Origin of the sequence: Candidatus Xiphinematobacter sp. Idaho Grape (genome assembly GCF_001318295.1) — a bacterium.
In the GTDB taxonomy this organism is placed as follows: Bacteria; Verrucomicrobiota; Verrucomicrobiia; order Chthoniobacterales; family Xiphinematobacteraceae; genus Xiphinematobacter.
The window spans coordinates 296387-317396 of record NZ_CP012665.1; the positions used below are offsets into that span (position 1 = coordinate 296387).

19 protein-coding genes and 2 tRNA genes are annotated in these 21010 nt (G+C 47.8%); 8 read left to right on the forward strand and 13 right to left on the reverse strand.

Going from position 1 to position 21010, the window contains the following annotated elements; all coding sequences use genetic code 11:
• Position 1: 1 nt before the first annotated feature.
• On the reverse strand, positions 2-1294 hold the full coding sequence (locus AMD24_RS01375) for a homoserine dehydrogenase (protein WP_062100343.1): 1293 nt from the start codon (positions 1292-1294) through the stop codon (positions 2-4).
• A gap of 476 nt (positions 1295-1770) precedes the next feature.
• Here AMD24_RS01375 and polX point away from each other — a divergent pair, with 476 nt between their 5' ends.
• Complete coding sequence (gene polX, locus AMD24_RS01380) at positions 1771-3528, forward strand: DNA polymerase/3'-5' exonuclease PolX (protein WP_062100344.1); 1758 nt, start codon at positions 1771-1773, stop codon at positions 3526-3528.
• Here the strand turns inward: polX and ilvC are convergent.
• Both ilvC and ilvN read right to left on the reverse strand, forming a co-directional pair.
• Entirely contained in the window at positions 3525-4550 is a 1026-nt protein-coding gene (ilvC, locus tag AMD24_RS01385; protein ID WP_062100345.1) for a ketol-acid reductoisomerase, read from the reverse strand. The genes polX and ilvC overlap by 4 nt on opposite strands.
• 32 nt (positions 4551-4582) lie before the next feature.
• On the reverse strand, positions 4583-5059 hold the full coding sequence (gene ilvN / locus AMD24_RS01390; RefSeq protein WP_062100844.1) for an acetolactate synthase small subunit: 477 nt from the start codon (positions 5057-5059) through the stop codon (positions 4583-4585).
• A gap of 420 nt (positions 5060-5479) precedes the next feature.
• Here ilvN and gndA point away from each other — a divergent pair, with 420 nt between their 5' ends.
• Complete coding sequence (gene gndA, locus AMD24_RS01395; protein WP_062100346.1) at positions 5480-6886, forward strand: NADP-dependent phosphogluconate dehydrogenase; 1407 nt, start codon at positions 5480-5482, stop codon at positions 6884-6886.
• A 136-nt stretch (positions 6887-7022) separates the two neighbouring features.
• Here the strand turns inward: gndA and rpmA are convergent, their stop codons facing one another.
• A complete protein-coding gene (gene rpmA, locus AMD24_RS01400; RefSeq protein WP_062100347.1) occupies positions 7023-7268 on the reverse strand; it encodes a 50S ribosomal protein L27 in 246 nt (81 codons plus the stop codon).
• Positions 7258-7743: a 50S ribosomal protein L21 gene (rplU, locus tag AMD24_RS01405; protein WP_320408897.1), complete on the reverse strand. Its 486-nt coding sequence runs from the start codon at positions 7741-7743 to the stop codon at positions 7258-7260. The genes rpmA and rplU overlap by 11 nt, the downstream gene beginning before the upstream one ends.
• A gap of 43 nt (positions 7744-7786) precedes the next feature.
• On the opposite strand from rplU, the gene AMD24_RS01410 reads away from it, so the two are divergent.
• A tRNA-Leu gene (locus AMD24_RS01410) sits at positions 7787-7868 on the forward strand.
• Positions 7869-8039: 171 nt separating this feature from the next.
• On the forward strand, positions 8040-9167 hold the full coding sequence (hisC, locus tag AMD24_RS01415; RefSeq protein ID WP_082383075.1) for a histidinol-phosphate transaminase: 1128 nt from the start codon (positions 8040-8042) through the stop codon (positions 9165-9167).
• Positions 9168-9296: 129 nt separating this feature from the next.
• On the opposite strand, the gene thiD is transcribed toward hisC, so the two are convergent.
• The 7 genes from thiD to rpoN form a co-directional block, all read right to left on the reverse strand.
• Positions 9297-10118 carry a bifunctional hydroxymethylpyrimidine kinase/phosphomethylpyrimidine kinase gene (gene thiD / locus AMD24_RS01420; protein WP_062100348.1) on the reverse strand — a complete coding sequence of 274 codons (822 nt, stop codon included), beginning with the start codon at positions 10116-10118 and terminating at the stop codon, positions 9297-9299.
• Between the two features lie 4 nt (positions 10119-10122).
• Positions 10123-10815: a zinc metallopeptidase gene (locus AMD24_RS01425; protein ID WP_062100349.1), complete on the reverse strand. Its 693-nt coding sequence runs from the start codon at positions 10813-10815 to the stop codon at positions 10123-10125.
• Positions 10816-10936: 121 nt separating this feature from the next.
• Positions 10937-12118 (reverse strand): M24 family metallopeptidase, encoded by a 1182-nt coding sequence (locus AMD24_RS01430; RefSeq protein ID WP_062100350.1) that lies wholly within the window; start codon positions 12116-12118, stop codon positions 10937-10939.
• Entirely contained in the window at positions 12102-13235 is a 1134-nt protein-coding gene (mqnC, locus tag AMD24_RS01435) for a cyclic dehypoxanthinyl futalosine synthase (RefSeq protein WP_320408898.1), read from the reverse strand. The genes AMD24_RS01430 and mqnC overlap by 17 nt, the downstream gene beginning before the upstream one ends.
• Positions 13236-13239: 4 nt before the next feature.
• Positions 13240-13866, reverse strand: coding sequence for an RdgB/HAM1 family non-canonical purine NTP pyrophosphatase (rdgB, locus tag AMD24_RS01440; RefSeq protein ID WP_062100351.1), 627 nt, complete (start codon positions 13864-13866; stop codon positions 13240-13242).
• Between the two features lie 144 nt (positions 13867-14010).
• Positions 14011-14081 (reverse strand) — tRNA-Gln (locus AMD24_RS01445).
• Positions 14082-14238: 157 nt separating this feature from the next.
• Positions 14239-15609, reverse strand: a complete 1371-nt coding sequence (gene rpoN, locus AMD24_RS01450) for an RNA polymerase factor sigma-54 (RefSeq protein ID WP_062100352.1) — start codon at positions 15607-15609, stop codon at positions 14239-14241.
• 120 nt (positions 15610-15729) lie between these two features.
• On the opposite strand from rpoN, the gene AMD24_RS01455 reads away from it, so the two are divergent.
• The 4 genes from AMD24_RS01455 to sctV all read left to right on the forward strand — a co-directional run bounded on the left by AMD24_RS01455 (position 15730) and on the right by sctV (position 20126).
• Complete coding sequence (locus tag AMD24_RS01455) at positions 15730-16464, forward strand: HrpJ domain-containing protein (RefSeq protein ID WP_148565168.1); 735 nt, start codon at positions 15730-15732, stop codon at positions 16462-16464.
• 15 nt (positions 16465-16479) lie between these two features.
• Positions 16480-17094 (forward strand): TyeA family type III secretion system gatekeeper subunit, encoded by a 615-nt coding sequence (locus AMD24_RS01460; RefSeq protein ID WP_082382996.1) that lies wholly within the window; start codon positions 16480-16482, stop codon positions 17092-17094.
• A 40-nt stretch (positions 17095-17134) separates the two neighbouring features.
• A complete protein-coding gene (locus AMD24_RS01465) occupies positions 17135-17494 on the forward strand; it encodes a hypothetical protein (RefSeq protein ID WP_062100355.1) in 360 nt (119 codons plus the stop codon).
• 535 nt (positions 17495-18029) lie between these two features.
• On the forward strand, positions 18030-20126 hold the full coding sequence (sctV, locus tag AMD24_RS01470) for a type III secretion system export apparatus subunit SctV (protein ID WP_062100356.1): 2097 nt from the start codon (positions 18030-18032) through the stop codon (positions 20124-20126).
• 13 nt (positions 20127-20139) lie between these two features.
• On the opposite strand, the gene AMD24_RS01475 is transcribed toward sctV, so the two are convergent.
• Entirely contained in the window at positions 20140-20985 is an 846-nt protein-coding gene (locus AMD24_RS01475) for a chlorite dismutase family protein (protein WP_062100357.1), read from the reverse strand.
• Positions 20986-21010: the final 25 nt, after the last annotated feature.

Below are 21010 nucleotides of genomic sequence, written 5' to 3' on the forward strand. Positions count from 1 at the left end.
TTCATACAAAATGCTCAACGCGCAGTAGCACCGGTTTTTCTCTAACACACGGCAATACAGCAATTTGCCGAATTGCCTTTCTGGTTACCCCCACTACCGCTTTTTGGAGCATAAGCACCAGAGAGATCTGATGGCCATCTTGCCCTCCTGATTGGACGAGAGACATAATTCCGATTTTTGCATCCCCAAGAATGCTAGCGATCTGAGTAAGAACCTTTGGCTGACTGTTAACCACTAATCGTAAGTAGAATGGGGCCAGGCAGGAGTCGGGGTTTTTGATGCGGCCATAGAGATTGTGAGGGCCAGGGCTGCCATAGGTAGGGGAAGAAAGACTAAGCGCAGCCTCTGCTAGATTTCCTAGCACGGCACTTGCAGTGGGGGACTCCCCTGCCCCCCGGCCGTAAAAGAGGCTCTCACCGACCATATCCCCTCGGACAAGAATTGCGTTAAAGACACCATTAACGGATGCAAGAATATGGGATGCTGGGATTAAAACCGGACCTACCGAGATCTCAATTTCCCGATCTGGGTGCGAACGGATAGAGGAAAGCAGCTTGATCCTGTAGCCTAATTGGCGGGCAAACCGAATGTCAAGGTTGCTGAAAGTTTCAATCCCTTCCACCTTGATGTCACAAGTACCCACCCAAAACCCATGGGCAAGAGAAGCTAACAAGATAGTTTTATGAGCAGCATCCCACCCATTAAGGTCCAAGGAGGGATCAGCTTCAGCGAAACCGCGAGATTGTGCTTCGCGAAGAGCTTGATGAAAATCCATCTCAGATTCTGTCATCCGGCTTAAAATGTAGTTGCTGGTCCCATTGAGAATTCCGTATATGGACTCAAAGCGATTGCCAATAAAGGCCTCTCGAATGGACTTGATAATTGGTACTCCGCCAGCGACAGCCGCTTCGTAAAAGACAGGCATGTTAGCGGACCGAGATAGTTCGAAGATCTCAGCGCCATGTTCAGCCAGCAAAGCTTTGTTTCCAGTGACAACTAGCTTTCTTGCAGCAAAAGCAGACCGGAGGAGAGCAAGAGGTTCCACAGTACCTCCCATTAGTTCAACGATAATGGAGATTTTAGGATCTGTCATTAAATCCTGCCATCTAGTGGTTACTATCTCTAGGGGAGCAGGAAGGGGTCGGCTTTTGGTGGGATCACGCAGAGCGATGCGCCGTATCTCAAAGTGCGTACCAGTCCGCTGTGCAAGTAAGTCACCATTTTGTTTGAGTGCCCGGAAAACCCCTGCACCAACGGTTCCAAACCCAGCTAGTCCTATGCCAACGGATACCATAAAGTCAGCCTGTGATACTTACCAGACTCGCATAGTGCACGCCCAGAGACTCTGAAAGAGTACCCTTACAAAGCCACGAGTTGGTACTTAACAGGTACAGTAACATGTGATGGACGGAGATATTACGGCTTGCTCCGCCGCCGTAGCTCAGTAAGGCACATACCCTTCCAGCCCACTCAGCGTGGCCTCATCTTCCAAAGATACCAGGAGTGCTGCAAGACTTATTGCTAGAAGAGTCGAAATAGGATAGGTATGGGAACCTCTCAAGGGAGGACAGTTTCTGGATAAAAGTAAAGAGCCATCTCCCATCGAGGGGCTGCCCTTACTGTATACCTCTTCAAGAACTCTTTGAGAGTCCCGCCAGACGTGTATTAATTACTACGCTCTAGCACACCTAGGCATAAACACTCCGCCAGAAATCTAGTGTTAAACAGTGGGCTAAGCTGTGTCACAACAACTACCTGTCCTGCCTGATAATGCCTTCTAAATCACTAACTAATAAAGATTATTGCCGTATACTTAATGATATTGCACTTCTTCTAGAACTTAAGGGAGAGAAGAACCCCTTCAAGATAAGAGCTTATTTGCGTGCCTCTAAGATGTTATCTATGGTTCCTTGGAAGCTTGCTGAGGCTACTAGCGAACAGGTAAAGGCGATTGAAGGAATAGGAAAATCCATTGCCGAAAAAATATCTGAGCTCACACAAACGGGTCATCTTAAGTTCTACGAAGAGCTGTGCGGGGAACTTCCTCAGGATATCCTTACACTCCTTAGCATTCCTGGACTTGGTGTTAGAAAGGTCAAAGTTCTCTATGAGGGATTGGGAGTAACTTCCATTACTTCTTTAGAGAAAGTGTGCCGAGAGGGAAAGCTCATATCTCTTCCCGGGTTTGGAAGAAAAACTTCCAAAAATCTGTTGCGATCCTTGGAGGACAAGCGTCGGAATGCTGGGAAATTTTTATTAGTGCAGGTGTTACCCTTGGCTGTGGGATTGGTTGAGGAATTAAAGAGATTGAGTGAAGTTTCACTGGTTGCCTATGCAGGAAGCATACGCCGAGGTAAGGATATTGTTCATGACATTGATCTTGTAGTGGCTGGAAAAGCCAGCAGGGGGATCCTGTCTTCTTTCTTACTTCATCCATGGGTGGAGAGCGTCTTAGCTAAGGGGGTTACCAAGTGTACCGTTCGACTCAGGACGGGTATTCCTTGCGACTTACGTGTGGTGACGGAAAAAGAATATCCGTTTGCTCTAGCCTATTTTACAGGCAGTAGGGAGCACAACATAAGATTACGCTCGCTAGCCTTGAAGAATGGGTGGTCTCTCAACGAATATGGTTTTACCCCTGCAGAGAAACGCGTCCGGAAACAAGCAGTCCCTAGTGTGGATGATGAGGCGGGCATTTATCAAGCTTTAGGCCTACAGTTTATTCCGCCAGAATTAAGAGAAGATCACGGAGAATTTGCTGCCGCAGCAGCAAAGAACATCCCTCCCTTAGTGAAAATGGAAGACCTCAAGGGAACCTTCCATTGTCACACTACTGATAGCGACGGATACGACTCTCTAGAAAGAGTGGCCGAAGCAGGCATGAAGCTTGGCTTTCAGTATCTGGGAATTTCTGATCACAGTAAAAGCTTAGTGCAAGCAAATGGCCTCAACGAGAGGGCCCTTATGGAGCAGTGTAAGACAATCTCACAGCTGAATGCTACCTATGAGAGGTTTCATCTTTTTTCTGGGATAGAGTGCGATATCCTGAAAGACGGCAGGCTTGATTTTTCAGATGAAGTGCTCGCATCCTTAGATTACACCATAGCCTCTGTCCACACTTCCTTCTCATTATCAGCGGCAGCAATGACGCGCCGTATAATCCGAGCGCTGTCTAACCCATATGTCACTGTACTCGGCCATTTGACCGGTCGTCTGCTCCTCAGGAGATTGCCTTACCAAGTTGACATCCCGGCGGTAATTGAAGCTGCAGCATCGGCGGGCACATGGATCGAGCTCAACGCCAATCCAAACCGTCTAGATATGGAGTATAGCTGGTGGCCACTTGCTCGCGAGAAAAAGGTGAAGTGCGTAATCAATCCAGATGCTCACTCAGCGAGAGATATCCAAGATGTGTCTTTTGGAGTTTGTAGCGCTCGCAGAGGAGGGCTCACTCCACGAGATGTGATGAATTGCCTAACATCTTCCGAGATAGCGATCGCCCTCCAAGCTAAGCGAGTAAAAGTTTAGTAAGATGCCTGCGTCCCTTTCGTGTTCCTCCTTTTAATCCACGGCATCAAAGAACGTAAACGGCTGCCTACCTTCTCGATAGGATGCTCTTCCCCAGCAGCTAATAAAGCCCTATATCTCCTGAGACCAGACTTATACTCATGAATCCAGTCGTTTGCGAATTTCCCATTTTGGATGTCTTTTAAAGCAGCTTGCATCCGCTCTTTCACAGATGTATCAATGATCTTGGGTCCGATAGTTATGTCGCCGTACTTTGCAGTCTCAGAGATCGAAAAACGCATCCCACTAATCCCAGATTCATTAATAAGATCGACAATAAGCTTTAGTTCATGAAGAACTTCGAAGTAAGCCATTTCAGGTTGATAACCGGCCTCGACAAGGGTTTCGTATCCCTTTTGGATCAACGCAGAGACTCCACCGCAAAGCACCGTCTGCTCGCCAAATAGATCAGTCTCTGTCTCCTCCTTAAAGGTTGTCTCAAAAACGCCGGCTCTGGTACTACCAATGCCTTTCGCCCAAGCAAGCGCCACACTCCTGGCGTGCTTGCTGGGATCCTGGTAGACAGCAATGAGTGCGGGTACTCCCTTCCCTTCCACAAACAACTGTCGGACAAGATGACCTGGACCCTTGGGAGCAACCATAACGATATCCATGTTTTCCTCTGGAACAATAGTACGAAAATGAATGGCGAAACCATGGCTAAAAAGCAGCGTCTTGTGCGAATTCAGATGAGGAGAAATATCTTTTTCATAAACATCCGCGATCTTTAGATCGGGTACAGCAATAAATAGGATATCAGCTTTTCGTACAGCTTCTGCAGTGTCGCATACCTCAAACCCGAAGTCTTTCGCTACAACGCGGCTTCTGCTTTCGGGGTAGAGACCAATAATGACACGGATTCCGCCTTCCTTAAGATTGAGCGCATGGGCATGCCCCTGGGATCCAAATCCAATTACAGCAACAGTCCTATCGGAGAGCACCTGTAGGTCTGCATCTTTTTCAGTGTATATCTTGGCTGACATATTGGGAAGTTTAACCAAAAGAGACGCTCTCCTCAAGGAGAACGAGGAAGGGCCACTTTACCGGTTCGAACAAGATCTTCAATTCTAAAATCCTCCATAAGACTGAGAAACTTGGCAATTTTATTTTCCGACCCGGTAAGCTCGATGGTGAGTTCAGTGGGATGCACGCCTACAACCTTTGCACGAAAAGCTTCACAGATTTGTATCAACTCCGCACGGGTTCCAGGACCTGCACACACACGCAAAAGCACCAACTCTCGGTCTATGTATTCCCCACCTCGATGATCCTTAACGCTAATGACGTCCACTAATTTCTCTAGATGATGGGTAACCTGCTCTAATGTCTTGTTGTCCCCACGAACAGCAATGGTCATACAGGAGGTAGAAGAATCTCTAGTAGGACTGACATTAAGGGCATCGATGTTAAAGCCGCGCCCGCTAAACATCCCTACAACCCGGCTGAGCACTCCAAATCTGTTTTCGACAACTACTGTAATAGTGTGACACATGTTCGAGCAAACCCCTACTCTTACTGTAAACACATGATTCGTCAAACCGAAAGCTGAGTTACAGACATAAGGGAGGACTAGTGTAAAACATGGTCGTGGTATATATCTTTTCCTTGCAGAGTCTTGCAAAGGGCGCTGATCTAGGAGGATCTCTTGGCTCTTGAAAGGTCCCCTGAAGGGATAGAACAAAAAGTGCTCGCGTCCATGCAGGAGGCCACAATGGGTAAACAAGCAAGCTCTCCATCCCCATTTTGTCGGTGGAAGATCAAATTTTGCTGCAGAAAAAGACCTTGGGAAAGGAGAGGGGGGCGCTCAGATCGCTTCTATTTTTCTTGAAAGATGTGTGCAGGGTATGAGACCTTCCCCCTTTCGGCCACGGGTTCTGTCTATACTCGGTGGATTGGATGATCAACTTGCCGCATGAGTAACAGTGATATTGGATTAATTGGCCTTGCTGTCATGGGACAGAATCTCGCTCTCAACCTAGAAAGCAAGGGGTTTCTCGTCAGTGTGTTCAACCGCACCCAAGAAGTCACTAAGCGCTTTGCTGAGGGTCGTGCGAAAGGGGGGAAGATTCTACCGACCTATTCCCTCGTTAGTTTTGTTCGATCATTAACAAGGCCACGTAAAATCGTAATTATGGTAAAGGCAGGTGTGGCTGTAGACACCACTATTAACCAATTAGTTCCCTTGTTGGAACCAGGAGACATCATTATTGATGGTGGTAATTCCCTTTGGACGGATACCCAGCGACGCGAAAAGGCGTTGCGCAGGGAGTCTATTCATTTTATCGGCTGCGGAATCTCTGGCGGTGAGGAGGGGGCTCTCAAGGGGCCTTCACTCATGCCGGGGGGTGCTCCAGACTCCTGGGAAGTAATCAGTCCAATTCTGCGGAGGATTGCGGCAGTTGTGGAATCTGAGCCCTGTTGTCTCTACATGGGCCCCGATGGGGCTGGGCACTATGTAAAGATGGTCCATAATGGTATCGAATATGGCGACATGCAGCTTATCTGCGAAGCTTACGCTATTCTTAAGGATGTACTAGGGCTTTCCAATTTAGAGCTCCACGAGGTCTTTTCCAGGTGGAATAATGGGGAGTTGGACAGCTACCTAATTGGAATTACCGCCCAGATTCTTGATAAAATGGATCCGGATACCGGCAGGCCCATTGTGGAGGTTATTCTCGATAAGGCAGGACAGAAAGGGACAGGAAAGTGGGCGATTGCCAGTGCGGTTGACCAGGATGCTACTGCCAGCGTTCTGTATGCTGCGATAGAAGCGCGTATTCTTTCCTCCAAAAGGGAAGAACGCCTGGTTGCCTCCCGAGTTTTATCTGCTCCCCCACAAAGGCCATTTTCAGGTGACCGTGCAGGGCTGGCAAATGCAGTGGAGCATGCACTCTACGCCTCCAAGATTGTCAACTATGCACAGGGCATGGACCTCCTAGCAAAGGCCAGTGAGCACTACCGCTGGAATCTGAACTTTGGTAACATCGTTGCTGTGTGGCGTGGCGGTTGTATCATCCGGGCTCAGTTTCTCAACCGCATAAAACGGGCGTATGAGAATAAGCCCGACTTACGCAACTTGATGCTGGATCCATTTTTTTGTAGTGTCCTATCCAGAAGTCAGGAAGGTTGGCGCTCTGCTATCAGTGTGGCACTGCAGAACGGTGTCCCAGTTCCAGCATTCGGTGCAGGACTGGCCTACTACGACAGTTATCGTAGTCCTAACCTTCCAGCTAACCTTATCCAGGCTCAACGTGACTTCTTTGGAGCTCATACCTATGAACGCGTGGACAAGCCAGGTGTTTTTCACACCAAATGGTAGGGCAAGCTTGCTGGGCAAAGCTTGCCTTGCTTTAGGCTGTCCAAAAAAACATTACAAAAGGCAAGAAGCAAACACCCTGTAAACCTAGCCCCAGTACACTATCCTCAAGCTCAAGTTCTCAAAAGAAGTTCCGAGCCTATTTTTTCTCCACGCTTACTCGGCGACCGCCGCGATCAAAAAGAACCCTTCCGGAAGAGAGAGCAAAAATAGTGTGATCACGTCCTAGTCCCACGTTGTAGCCAGGGTGGAATTTGGTCCCACGTTGACGGACAATAATATTCCCAGCCTGGACGTTTTCCCCACCAAACCTCTTGATGCCGAGCCGCTTACCACAGCTATCCCTGCCGTTCTTAACGCTCCCTTGTCCTCTCTTATGAGCCATTACGTATCTCTCCCTCTAGCAAAGTAATCTCCAAGATTTTGAGACGGGTCATCCGTCTTCTATGCCCTACCGTGCGATGATACCCCTTCCGGCGTTTGAACTTATAGGCAGTAACCTTGCGACCCTTGTACTGCTCAACAACATCGGCCGTAACAGCAGCACCCGAAATCACGGGAGATCCTACAGCAACCTTGCCCCCCACTGCTGTCAAGAAAACCTTGTTGAAGACCACCTTTGATCCAGCCTCTACATCTAGACGCTCCACGTCAACACTCTCCCCCCGGGAGACACGGTATTGTTTGCCGCCGGTCTGGAAAATCGCATACGTCATGATGAAAAACCACGCAGAAACCAGAGCTGAGGTCCCAGCACCAGCCGCCACGCCGGCACTGTGGACTATCCCTCCACTATATTCAAGAAAAATTTTGTCTTGCTGAGAGCTAGCCGGAATGGTGAGCTGATCCAGCGGTCTCATAGAGGCGAGCCTCCTTGGCGAGGAATGGTTTTCTGTGTCGTCTGCTCGGGTGGTGAAATTGGCAGACACGTACGCTTGAGGGGCGTATGCTGTAAGGCATGCGGGTTCGAATCCCGTCCCGAGCAACGGGTGCTATTTGGAGGCACAATACTTCGAAAGCTTTCTTAAATTTGAGCAGTTTTCTTCAGAGTAGCTTCCTAGCAGCAGCGGGCCTTCTACCACTCCCTTTACGAGCGGAGTACACAGTTTCTTCTCAATATCTGTGGAGACTGAGCGCATTTTTCTTTTATGCGGGGATGCTCCGTTGTTTTATCTCTCTCATGCGGAACTCTGTGCGCTCTCATATTCTCAATTTAGTTGCCTATGAGCCAGGAAAACCCATCGAAGAACTTGCTCGAGAAATAGGTTCTGTTCCCGAAAAGATTCTAAAACTTGCATCAAACGAGAATCCATTAGGTCCTTCTCCAAAGGCACTTGGAGCAATGTGGCAAGCCATGGCTCGGTCCCATTTGTATCCTGATGGGGGAGGTTTTTCCCTGAGGGAGGCTATTGCCACAAGATGTAGCTTGGCGACCGAAAATGTTGTCCTAGGGAATGGATCCAACGAAATTATTGAATTATGTGGCCATGCCTTTTTGCGGCCTGGAGATGAAGTGATTACGGCTCAATATAGCTTTGCTATCTACGCACTAGTAGCCGGTCTGTTCGGTGCAAACACGGTGCAAATTCCTTCTCCAGAATATTCCTGCGATCTGGAAGCTATGTACCAAGCTGTTACACCCCACACGCGGCAGCTCTGTATTGTTAATCCAAATAACCCTACTGGGACTACTGTTACACAGGAAGAGATCGATTCCTTCATGAATCGAGTTCCAGGACATGTGCTCGTCATTTTTGATGAAGCATATCGTGAATTTCTAGACTCTCCCCCGGATATTCTGCGCTACATTCGCGAGAATAGAAATGTCGTTATCATGCGCACCTTTTCTAAGGCTTACGGGCTGGCAAATCTGCGGATCGGATATGGACTTGCTCCCGTTCAAGTTGCTAAAGTTCTGCAGAGAATCCGGCAGCCATTTAATGTAAATGGTATTGCCCAAACGGGAGCTTTAGCTGCTCTAGGGGATGAAGAGCACATTCGGGCCACATACAAGCTAGTCTGCGAAGGACGTTCCTACTTGCAGGAGCAGTTTGGTGCTCTCGGACTAAGATACATACCCAGCCAGGCGAATTTTATCTTGGTGCATACTGGCAGGAGTGGGGAAGCCGTTTTTCACGCTCTGCTGCAACGTGGTATTATCATACGCGCGATGCGGAGCTACATGTTACCAGAATGGATTCGCATCTCAGTCGGCACTCCAGAGCAGAACCGGCGTCTTGTTGGCGAGTTAAAAAAAGTCCTGCAATTCCATACAGATTGCTAAGAATGAAAGGGTCTTATATTACCTCCAGCCATGTCGCTCAAGTAAGAAGGCATACACGTTTCATATCATGTGTAGTCCATCTTTTTAGATGGGGAGAAGTGACGTTGCAGGAGTGGCTTGACTTATCCCTCACTTTTGTGCCGGCAGGTTAGGAAAATGCTCTAGAACCTGTATCCTTCCCCAAGCCAAATGACAACGGACAGCGAGATCCATGTAACCCTTGGCAATGTCCACCGCTTGTTCTAGTGGCTTCCCTAAGGCCAGCTGAGCAGTAATAGCGGCAGAAAAAGTACATCCAGTACCATGGGCCATAACATCAGGATGAAAGGGGGATTTGTATTCCCACTCCTCTCCGGCTGGAGCCACAAGGAGATCCCTAGCAACCTTGTCACGTAAGTGTCCTCCCTTGAGAAGGAGTGGAATTCCCCACTCCCTTGAAAGCCTGCGCCCTACTTGCCTCATTTCCGTGTAAGTATTGACCTTTTTTTTAGCAAATACTCCTAGTTCGTCTAAGTTGGGAGTAACAAGAGTGGCTAGAGGAATTAGATCTCTCAGATAAGAGGAACTTATTGTGGTAAATACAAGAGAATCTCCTGTAGAGGTAAGCATCACGGGATCGACCACAATGGGCACACCACGAGCTTTGGCAAGCTGCTTAAGCACTTTTGCAACCATCCGGACAATTGTCGACGATCGCAAAAGCCCCGTCTTGACCGCCCTTATAGGAAACCCTTCAAATAAAACCTTGATTTGACTGGCTACCAACTGAGCCGACAACGTCTTGACTTCCGCTACCCTCTCTGGAGATTCTGCTACGATGCACGTCAACGCCGCTAGGCCATAGCATCCCTGTGCACTGATAGCCTTCAGATCTGCCTGAATTCCCGCACCACCTGAACTATCTGAGCCAGCGATAGTTAAAACACATGGCTTAGCGAAAGTAGAGGACACCCTACTAGTCCCTGGATGAGGGTCGACTAAGAAACAAGTAGATGAGGTTTCCTAAAGAGGCGATGAATGCCGCTACATAAGTGAGCGCTGCTGAGTCCAATACGTCACTTATGCCTCTTGTTTCCTCCCGGCCACCTATAATCCCCATTTGCTGCAGAATTATTTTGGCCCTCGCAGAGGCATCAAACTCTACAGGCAGAGTAATTAGCTGAAACAGAGTTAGAACTAGGTAGCAAATAATGCCGACTGTAATGAGTCCTGTGAAATGAAAGAAAAAGCCACCCAAAATTACGAATGGCAACAGCTGTGACGCTACCTGAGTAACAGGAACGATAGCCATGCGGAGATGAAGAGGGGCGTACGCGCGCGCATGCTGGATAGCATGACCAGACTCGTGTGCAGCGATTCCAGCAGCGGCTACGGATGCTCCCCTATATACATCTGGGGAGAGGCAAAGACGTTTAGAGGACGGATCGTAATGATCGCCCAACATATCCTCAATGGGTAAGACCTCTACGTCGTGAATCCCGGCAGCCGTAAGAATTTCTCTGGCTACCTCTGCACCGGTTAATCCTATTCCAACAGGAACTCCCTTCCAGCGAGAAAACGTACCAGAAACCCTCACCTGGGCATAGATCCCAAGCAAGAAGGGTATCCCAATCAACACGGCATACAGAAAAAAAGAGTCTACTTTCATGAAACGATTACCAGATTCGAGGCGAGGATAACCTTTCCTTCACTTTTTCCAATAGGAATCTTATTCCATGGCATAAAATTCAGCCGGTACATCTGGTACATCTTACTAATATCACTGTGGTTTAGAGCTCGAGGGGTTTATGTAACCGGGTGAGCAATTTACTCCCCTGATTAGTGACCTGAATCACGTCTTCATGGCGTACCCCTCCCAATCCTGGGATGTAGATACCTGGCTCCACAGTAAAAACCTGACTAGGAAGAAACTGGACGCTCGCAAATCGAGGATATTCGTGCACTTCCAGCCCTAATCCGTGCCCAGCACTATGGAAAAATCCACTCCATCTTCCCCCTTGCATTTTTGTAGGATATCCATTCTTGGCAAAGAAGTCCCTAACGCCGCGATGAATGTTTAGGCCAAGCGCTCCAGGCCGTATTTGAGAGAGTATCTGCTTTTGTCCCTGTAGGCAGACTTTCCATAGATGCCGCTGCGCGTCCGAGGCATGCCCCTTTACTACCGTTCTTGTCAAATCTCCAAAGTACCCCGATATTGCGTGACGTGGAAAAATATCGATTATGGTGAGTTGGTTAGCAAAAAGAGGACCGCCCCCAGTTTCATGGGGATTAACAGCTTGACCTCCTCCGGCAACAATGGAACCGTGCGGAACTGTCCCTCCCCGTCTAACAACACAAATCTCTATTTCTGCTCTCAGCCGTTCCGAGGTCAAAGGTGTTCTACCCCAATATAAAATCTTGTGCCTGCCGATCCGAGCACCGCGGAGTACCTCAAAGGCCCGCTTCATGCCCGCTTGAGCAATGCTTAGGGAGCGCTGAAGGTACCGAATTTCTGCAGGGGATTTTTTCTCTCGCTGTGGCCAGAACGGATCTGGGACACATTGTACAGAGATATAGGCTCTCCGCAAACTATCAGCTATAAACAGCGGGAAGGTTGCTGGAACCTCCACCCGAGAAATTCCATGTTTTTTTAGAAAGAGGATCAGTATTCTCGCCTCCTCTGAGGAGGACGAATAAAGAGCCTGTTCCTTTTCCAGTTCCAGGGCCAATTTGCTAGAAGAGATCACACAGTCCACCCGTGCTTCCCTTCTGGCGCGATCTATCTCTAAATCACTGACAATAAGGTATTTTTTTCCAAGGTGGAGAATATAAATAAATGGATCTGGAGCTAAAAACTTCGAGGCATAGAGAATATCAGCATTTTGCTCGCTAGATGCAAATAGTACGCGCGGTGCGGTGGTATCGGACGCTTTCTCCCCACTGAGAGCACAACAATCATTGAAGTAACTCATACCAAGTATTACGCCGCTTAGGCATATAACCAGCACTTTGGATGAGTTCTTCAATGTCGCTGCTGGTCAGATGGAAAGTAGTTCCAGCGCTGCTTACCACATTTTCCTCCATCATTACCCCGCCAAAGTCATTAGCCCCGTATCCAAGAGAAATTTGACCGATTCTCGGCCCTTGGGTTACCCAAGAGCTCTGTAAATTCCTAAAGTTGTCCAGGAAAATCCTAGAAATGGCTTGCATTCGAAGGTACTCTGCCGCGCCCACCGGGCTGGCGCGGAGCCTAGTATGTGCTGCTTGAAATGTCCAACAAATGAAAGCAGTAAACCCGCACGTTTCGTCCTGAAGAGCTCGCAATCGTACCAAGTGCTCCACTCTCTCCTCGAGGGTTTCTACATGTCCAAACATCATAGTAGCGCTTGATCGGATACCCAACTCGTGGGCAGTACGCATGGCCTCTAACCATTGATAAGCGCTGCACTTTAGTGGGGAGATGTGCCTACGCACACGATCCACTAAAATTTCTCCACCTCCACCGGGAATAGATCCCAGTCCTGCCTCATGAAAACGCGCAATTACTTCCCTGATAGGCATTTTGAATACTTCTGCGAAATGATAGAATTCCGGTGGACTGAATCCGTGAATATTTATCCGTGGATACCTTTTACGGATGTGTTCTAGCATGGTGAGATAATAGTCGATTCCAAGCTTTGGGTGATGTCCTCCTTGCAGAAGCACTTGAACTCCCCCAATAGCGTCCAATTCAGCCAGCTTTTGGTCAATTTCTTCCAACGAGAGGACGTAGTGGTCGCTGCTTTTCTCTGTACGATAGAATGCACAAAACTTGCAATAAACGTTGCAAACGTTGGTGTAATTGATGTTTCGATCAACGATGTAAGTCACAATTCTGTCCTTGGGCCTTTCGCTACTACGACACCCTGACTTTGTAAGGTATTTTCTGGCATCAGCAAGCCCGCCTAATATGCTGAGCGGAAGTCTATAAAGAGACCGTACCTCTCTCGGGGAAATACGCTTCCCATTCAAAACTTTACTGATGATGTAGTTTGTAGTACAGCCCATCCAGGAGAAAATTTGTGCTCCGGCAGTAAGGTCATCCGTCACACCGTCACAGTTGCTTCATTTTAACAGACCAGAGACGACACAATGCCGTAATTGCGTCCCGTCGGTGACTTATTTTGTTTTTGACTGCAGTTGGAAGTTCTGCGAGAGTCCTCCCGAAGCCGGTGGGGAGAAAGAGTGCGTCGTAGCCAAAGCCACCGCTCCCCTTTTCTTCTCTTGTGACTCTTCCCTCTACAGTTCCGCTGCTTGTTAGGAGAAGCCTTCCGGATCTGGCTAGGGCAAGTGCGCAGCGAAGACGTGCCGTGCGCCGTTTCTCTGGTACACGCAGATTCTCCAGAAGCTTTAGAAGCAAGGTACGGTTTTGAGCATCTGTTGCCTTCGCCCCGGCAAATCTAGCCGAATAAACCCCTGGTGCCCCATAGAGGGCATCCACCTCTATTCCGGAATCTTCAGCCAGCACCCAACCCGGGAAGAACTTTGAAACTCCTTCTGCTTTCAGCCGTGCATTAATCTCGAAAGTATCTCCATCTTCTTCTATTTCTGGGGCTTCGGAAGCAGCTTCCCTTCTCAGGAGTTCAAAATTTGGCCACATAAGCTCCAGCATTTCCTGGAACTTACCGGGATTTCGCGTGGCCACCAAAACCCGATGCTTAGTGTGGGAAGAAAGCTTCATAGAAATTTCTTCCAGGGATCATGTGAATATTTTCTTCTAAGATGGTGACTATTTTATCCGGTCTTTCTTCCAGGCCACACTTCTTGCTGTCTAGATGTTAATCGGCAGAAGGAGGACTATAGCTGTGGTATCTTTTTGCCCTTTCTGCCCCACATGGACTCGAACCATGAATAACGCCTCCAAAGGGCGCTGTGTTACCATTACACTACAGGGCAAATGAGAGAAACCATGCCATCCATATTCTCCCAGGATTTTTTCCGTAGACTCTACAGGCTCCCATATACTCGTTGACTCTGTAGCTATTTACCAGATTATTTTCCCTAAGTTTCGTAGACTGTGGTTCGTAATTGTACAGTGTCAGCCGACACATCGCTAAGGCGCTGGGACTTTTTTGCGCAAGTAACTTGGCAAGATGGAGAGTTGTACACGGTATTTCGCAACAATACGGCGTGTGGCCAGAAGTCCCCTTCCTCTCAAGAGGGCGACTATCTCTTGATCGCGGAAGGGATTGTATCTATCTTCCCCAGCAACTATTCTTAGGATCTCTTCACGCACACTTTCACTACTAGTGAAACCACCACTCTTGGTCCGATATCCGGAAGTAAAAAAACGTCTCATTGCAAGGACTCCATAGGGGGTATCCATATACTTTCCGGAAACTGCTCGACTAACGGTAGTCTCGTGAACTCCTATTGCTTTGGCTATTTCCCCCATGGTCATGGGATATAAGCCAGTAAAACCTTCCTCAAAAAATTTCTGTTGACGGATAACAATCTGCTCGGCAGCACCTAGGATAGTTTGTTGCCTCTTTTGGATACTGCGAATAAGGAAGAGGCCAGCTCGGATTTTCTTCTGGATGTATTCTCGCACTTCTCTGTTACTTCCCTCTCGTGAGAGTAGTTCTCTGTAGAGAGAATTAATTCGTAGACGTGGCAAACCTGCGTTGTTGAGAATGGGGTGGTACTCTCCATCTCTCCCCTTCCGTACAGTAACTTCTGCAGTTACGAAAGGTTCAACGGAGTCTTCTAATATCCTCCCTGGCCTAGGCTCTAGCTGGGCAATGTGATTAGCTGCCCGACACACTTGTGCAAGAGGGACTTGGAGTACCCTAGCGATTTCTTTGAATCTGCGATGTGCCAGTTGGTTTAGGCACAACTTGACGATTCTACTTTCCAAGTGGGTTGCTTTCCCCTGGCGTCTGAGTTGTAGGAGAAGACACTCCTGCAAATTGCGCGCCGCTATTCCAGCCGGATCTAGACTCTGAACTTGGCGTAACACGGCGTCCACATCCTCTGGACGTGCCTTTGCCAAGCTGGCGATTTCCTCAACGGAAGCTTCTAAATATCCTGCCTCGTTTAGACTGCCTATGATTAGTAGTGCAATACTGATGTCTTCTGCTTTTGTCTCCATTAATACAACCTCTTTCCTCAAAGAGCTCTGTAGTGTACTAGCCTCTATTAGAGAGTTAATCAAATGATGATGCTGCTCTGCAGCTAGAGAAGAAAAGTTGGATTGTACAAAATAGGTATCCCATTCCTCTTGGAGCGAAAAAGGTTCCCCTCCTAGCAGAGAAAAATCCCTTGAGGAGGTCACCTCTTCCAGAGTGGGGTTCACCCTCATTTCATTTCCTACCAGATGTTTAAGTTCACTAAGCGATGCCTGTAAGATCTGGAGGCTCCGTTGCATGAGAGGAGACGGAGCCTGTTGCACAGAAAGGGCATGTGTTTGTTCTATTCCAGGCATACAGGCGCGGGTTAACGATGCGAATACCACAAGTCTCTTAAGTTTCCCATAATCTCTCTCAAGTAGAAGAAAGCCCCTTTCTAATATGCAAAAAAGAACCTACAACGTGGATTGTATTTTATGTCTGACATTGCTTCACTTCAGCCGATCCAACAGGCTAGTCCCTCCTCCCCAGGCCCTCAAGAAAGGGGTGTTTTTCAGGGGATGACTGTTGAGATGGGTGCTACACAGGACGCTATGGGGGACGTCAGTTTCGATTTGCAGGGGATCCTTTCAGAACTCGAGATAGCACAGCAGTACCAGGAAGGACGGAGGGCCATTTTTCTAGGTCAGGTCAATCAGCTATTTGAGAGCGCCAAGGAATCAATTGCATCACAGACACTCGGTGATTTTTCTGGTGTGTACGGTGCTTTATTCCACGACTTCCTCGCTGAGTTAAAGTCCATTCAGAAAAAGAGGGATTATGACCTCTCTAACATTCGGGAACTAAGCAAACGGATATTTGATGACCCATCCGTGCAACATGCAGCTGTTCTCGCTGCTGCGCAAATGGAAAACGGTATGGCTGAGGGCAACAATATGGAGCAGATGCTCCGGCAGTTTGCTCAGATCCTTGTGGAAGAAAATGGGCCTGCCATCCGTGCTGGATATAACATTAACTCTACCATTACACTCTTTGCTGGAGAGCGGGTTGAGCATTTTCGCACGTTGCGCGAGGTGTATCGATCCGTACTACTTTCTGACATGAGTGAAGAGGAAATCTATGATTTTGTTGTGCACACACTACCTACACGCTTCCGTTTCCTCTTTAGACCTAAAGAAAATCCAGACAGCCAGGGGGGAAGGAAAAAATAGACAGATTTATCGACCATGGGTTATGCCCAGGATAAGTTCTTATGCAGACTGACCCTAATGTCTCTGCGTGTCTCTACTTCGCAAAGAGTTCATATAGTGGAACCAAAAAAGATAGGATCTCAGAAATTCCCCGAGGAAGACACTGCCCTAGGATTCATTTACGCATCCATGGATTTTCTTCTTGGTGCTTTAGCAGAGGATCTAAACACGCCGATCCCCAGCAAAGAATCCGCTTTCCTTCATTTACTCAATGATCGCATATGTCTCGTTCGTTCATTGGTAAGGGAGCTAGAGCTTAGCAAACATCTCTTGACTATCATTGATAGGCATTTCTTGAAGGAAGATCTTGCCACTCCCCCCAAAGGAACGGAACTAGATCGCGCAGATGCTTTGTTGTGGACACTCCTCGAAATGCTGAATCGAGACGTACCTACGGCAGAAGCGTTCCACGAGTTGGCGAACCAAGCGCAGATTCCTCCCTCCCCACAAGCCTACATCTATTTTTTTACCCAGCTCTATCAGCTAGTTCATGATTTTCCCATGAGGCTATTCCGTGGCCCGGAGCGCCGAGAAGACATTCTCTGTGCCATTCAGGATGCGCTCGACAACGCGGTCATTCTGGAAGAATGACAAGACTAAGATGTAGGAGAGCTATCCTCTTTGTTTTCTTATGGAACAAGTGCTAAAGGACTTTGGAAATCTGTTAGGGCTGTCCAATTTGGTCCTTCCTCCTGGGAAGTCTGTGCGTCTACGTATAGAATCGTTGGGAGAGCTTGACCTTATCCATAAGGACAGTCATCTCCTGATGCGACTAAGTAAGACTCTACCTTCCTTCAGCAAGGAGACCCTTTTGGAGCTCCTTAGCGCGACTCATTTTTTTTTCCTTTCCACAAGGCCCGTGCGAGTCTGGATTCGAAATCCAGACCGTTTAGGCATTGGGCTTCTCTTTTCTCAGCAAGAAGCCACCGCTCATTGTCTTTATCAAGGGCTAGAGCTTTTAGGTAAGGAATTCAGGAGAATATGTCCGTAATGATGATTGTTGGACAGTAGACTGGATTTACACATAGCTCACCGGAAAGAATCCAGAGGAATAGCTCTCGAAGGTTGTAAACGTGCCTGGAATCGCTCTGCACACTCACTAGTATAAGTTAACACTCAGGTTTCTGGAGATTCTGCAAAAAATTTTCCCAAGGACATAAGAGTTCTCTAAAAACAATGGAACGAAAATGAGAAAAGAACATCTTACACGCACACTTGTTAACATGAATGCCCTATGGAAAACTGCTAACAGTTGATTAGATCTCCAACTGCTGTCTTAGACGGGAAATTATTGTAGCCTTTCCGCCCCTTGTTTTTTCTGACAGCCTCCGTAGGCAAAGCTGCCCTCTAAGGGGAATAACTGAAGAAGATCCGCAACCACTCCCTTTCCGGCAAAGAGCGTACCTCATCACCTTAATGGGGTATGACCTGCATCATCAGATACTTACCACACCTACTATAAAAAACTTCTTAAGTAAGACCCTAGCATTCAACCAACTCACCCTAGAGTGTCGGGCCCTTCCTCCATGAAAGAGCTTTTGACAAAAATACACTCTCTCACACTCAGAAACCAGCGGCGCTACAGCGACATCTACATCGCTGCCATCATCATCTGTATCGTTCTGTTACTAGTAGTACCAGTGCCAGCCTGGTTGTTGGACACGCTGATCACGCTTAATCTCATGCTCTCCGTGATACTCCTAATGATGGCCATTTATGTCCCTAGGGTCCTTTCCTTTTCTACATTCCCCAGTGTTTTACTCATTACGACACTGTTTCGGCTAGCAATTAATATTACTTCAACTCGCATGATCCTCATGGAGGCTTCTGCCGGAGAGATTATTTTTACCTTTGGGAACTTCGTAGTGGGTGGGAATTTTGTAGTAGGTACGGTCTTATTTCTGATCCTGCTTATTATTCAGTTTATTGTCATTACCAAGGGAGCAGAACGAGTGGCAGAGGTGGCGGCAAGGTTCACCTTAGACGCCATGCCTGGCAAGCAGATGAGCATTGATGCTGACATGCGTGCGGGTGCTATTGACATTCGAGAAGCACAGCACAGACGTGGGGTTCTAGAGAAGGAAAGTCAACTGTTTGGAGCTATGGATGGTGCTATGAAGTTTGTTAAAGGAGACGCTATCGCCTCACTCATTATTGTCGCCATCAATATCACTGCTGGTATTTGCATTGGAGTGTTCCAAAATGGCCTGGCGGTAAGCCAGGCAGTTACCACTTACTCCGTATTAACCATTGGAGATGGTCTTATTTCTCAAATTCCAGCACTGCTCATTTCCATCACAGCTGGCATGATCACCACGCGTGTTAGTTCAGACGAACGCAGCAGCCTGGGAAGTGATATCTTTAGACAAATATCTGCAGTGCCTAAAGCTATAATTATTGGTGGAGTCGTACTAGGCGGTTTCTCGATGATCCCTGGGTTTCCCAAGTTACAATTTGCCGTAATCTCGGCTGCCGTTACCGCTCTAGGCATCATTTTGCAGCGCAATGTCAAGACCAAGCCAATAGCGCTCATCATGCAGAAGAAGTCTCCACTTGCTTCCTCGTTTCAAGCAGAAGACCAAGAAGGCGATGAACTTATATTCACCAGGATACTAGTAGACATCGACCAGGATGTTCAACAGCAGACTGCACCACTCGAACTTAGTGCTGAACTTGTTAAAATACGCAAGGCACTCTGCGCTGACCTAGGGGTGCCGTTTCCCGAGATTCACTTTCGCTTTAAGAAATTCCCCAGGAATGGCTTTTTATACCAGGTCCTTTTGCAAGAGGTACCAGTAAGTGGGGGTGCCTTTCAGCCAGAAAGTCTCTATGTCTACGCAGATTCGGACAGACTGCATGGTTTAGGTGTTGATTTTACTCCTGTCGTAGAACTGGTTGATCAGCACCCTGCTAATTGGGTTCCAAAGACCTTCCTCCATAACCTGCAACAGCTAGGCATTACATTCATGAGGCCATCGGAGCTACTTGCCTATCATGTCTCTCTCGTATTGCGCAAGCATGCATGGGAATTTCTCGGCCTGCAAGAGACACGTACCCTCCTCAATAAGATGGAAAAGGAATGTGGAGAGGTAACACGTGAAGTCCAACGGATAGTACCAATACAAAGAATTACCGAAGTGCTTCAACGCCTGGTGCAGGAAGAGATCTCTATCCGAAATTTAAATGCAATCTTCCACGCCTTAGTAGAGTGGGGTAGTAGAGAAAAGGATCCTGCGCTATTGGTCGAGTATGTCCGAATTGCTCTCCGCCGCTACATTAGTCACCGTTTTAGCGGAGGGAAAGGCGTCCTTTCTGCCTACTTGATTGAACCCAAAGTAGAAGAGGAAATCCGTAAGGCAATTCGACAAACTTCAAGTGGGAGTTTTCTTGCCCTAGAACCGACCGTGGCACTTAACATTGTAAACGCGGTGAAAAGCCTGATAGGCAGGACAGCCTCAGCCTATCTAGACGACGCCACGCCTGTCATCCTAACGTCTATGGATATCAGGCGCCACACAAGGAAACTGCTGGAAATTGACCTTCCAACCGTTCCTATCCTCTCGCATCAGGAACTTACCGAGGAGGTCCAAATCCATCCGTTGGGGAAGATCAGTCTAGAATAAAGCTTAACAAGGTTTACAACCCTAATCGAAAGAACAAATCATTTAAGGGCAATTGCAACCCAATTAAAAACTCACCGAATTCCGCGTACTCTGCACTAACTGAATCGAATCGCATCTCATAAACAATTGCCTTAATATCCGACGTAGTGTGTGCAAAAAGAGTGACCCCCCATTCCATGTCATCCAAACCGGTTGAACCGGTGATCAATTGCCGTACCCTTCCCGCGTATGTCCTGCCTAGACGTGCATGTCCGGCCATCAATCTTTTCCTTGTCATAAAGTCTAGTGCATACCAGTTTTTTGAGGGATAGCGCCGCTTAGACATTGGGTAAAAGCAGACCACTGGCCAGTTAGGTAAACAAGGATAGAGACGGTCTTGCGAATACTTTGTCATCCGACTGCGGAAGTCTGCCAGCTTTATCTCAAGCTTTTGGTCACAGGCTCCTGAGCCCCCTTCTCTCTTCAAGTCAACCATATACTCTGCTTCGGTCGTTGTGTACTCACTCAGTTCAGTTACTGACAACCAACTCAGTACGGGTTCCATAACCTGAGGGCCCAACGATCTTGCGAGTTGCTTGGCAAAGTGATCCACCATATGTAGGTCTGGAGAGATAAGAATAAAACCCACATCAGCCTTAGCCCCCACCGTACTCAGAGTAAGCAACTGGGTGTTTGGTTCCAAGCGAATCCTCTGCACTACAGATGAGAAATGCTCTAGGGCTCCAGCATGCCCTCGTTCCGTAAAAGACCTCCATTGTGCATGGTTTATCCGAAAAAACGAATGCGAAACATGCCACCCCTCCTTAGGTACGATAGGTATGATTGCAGAACATGTTGTTTGCTTAGGGAGATCTGTCATGTAAGTAAGAGGTTAAATCTATGGA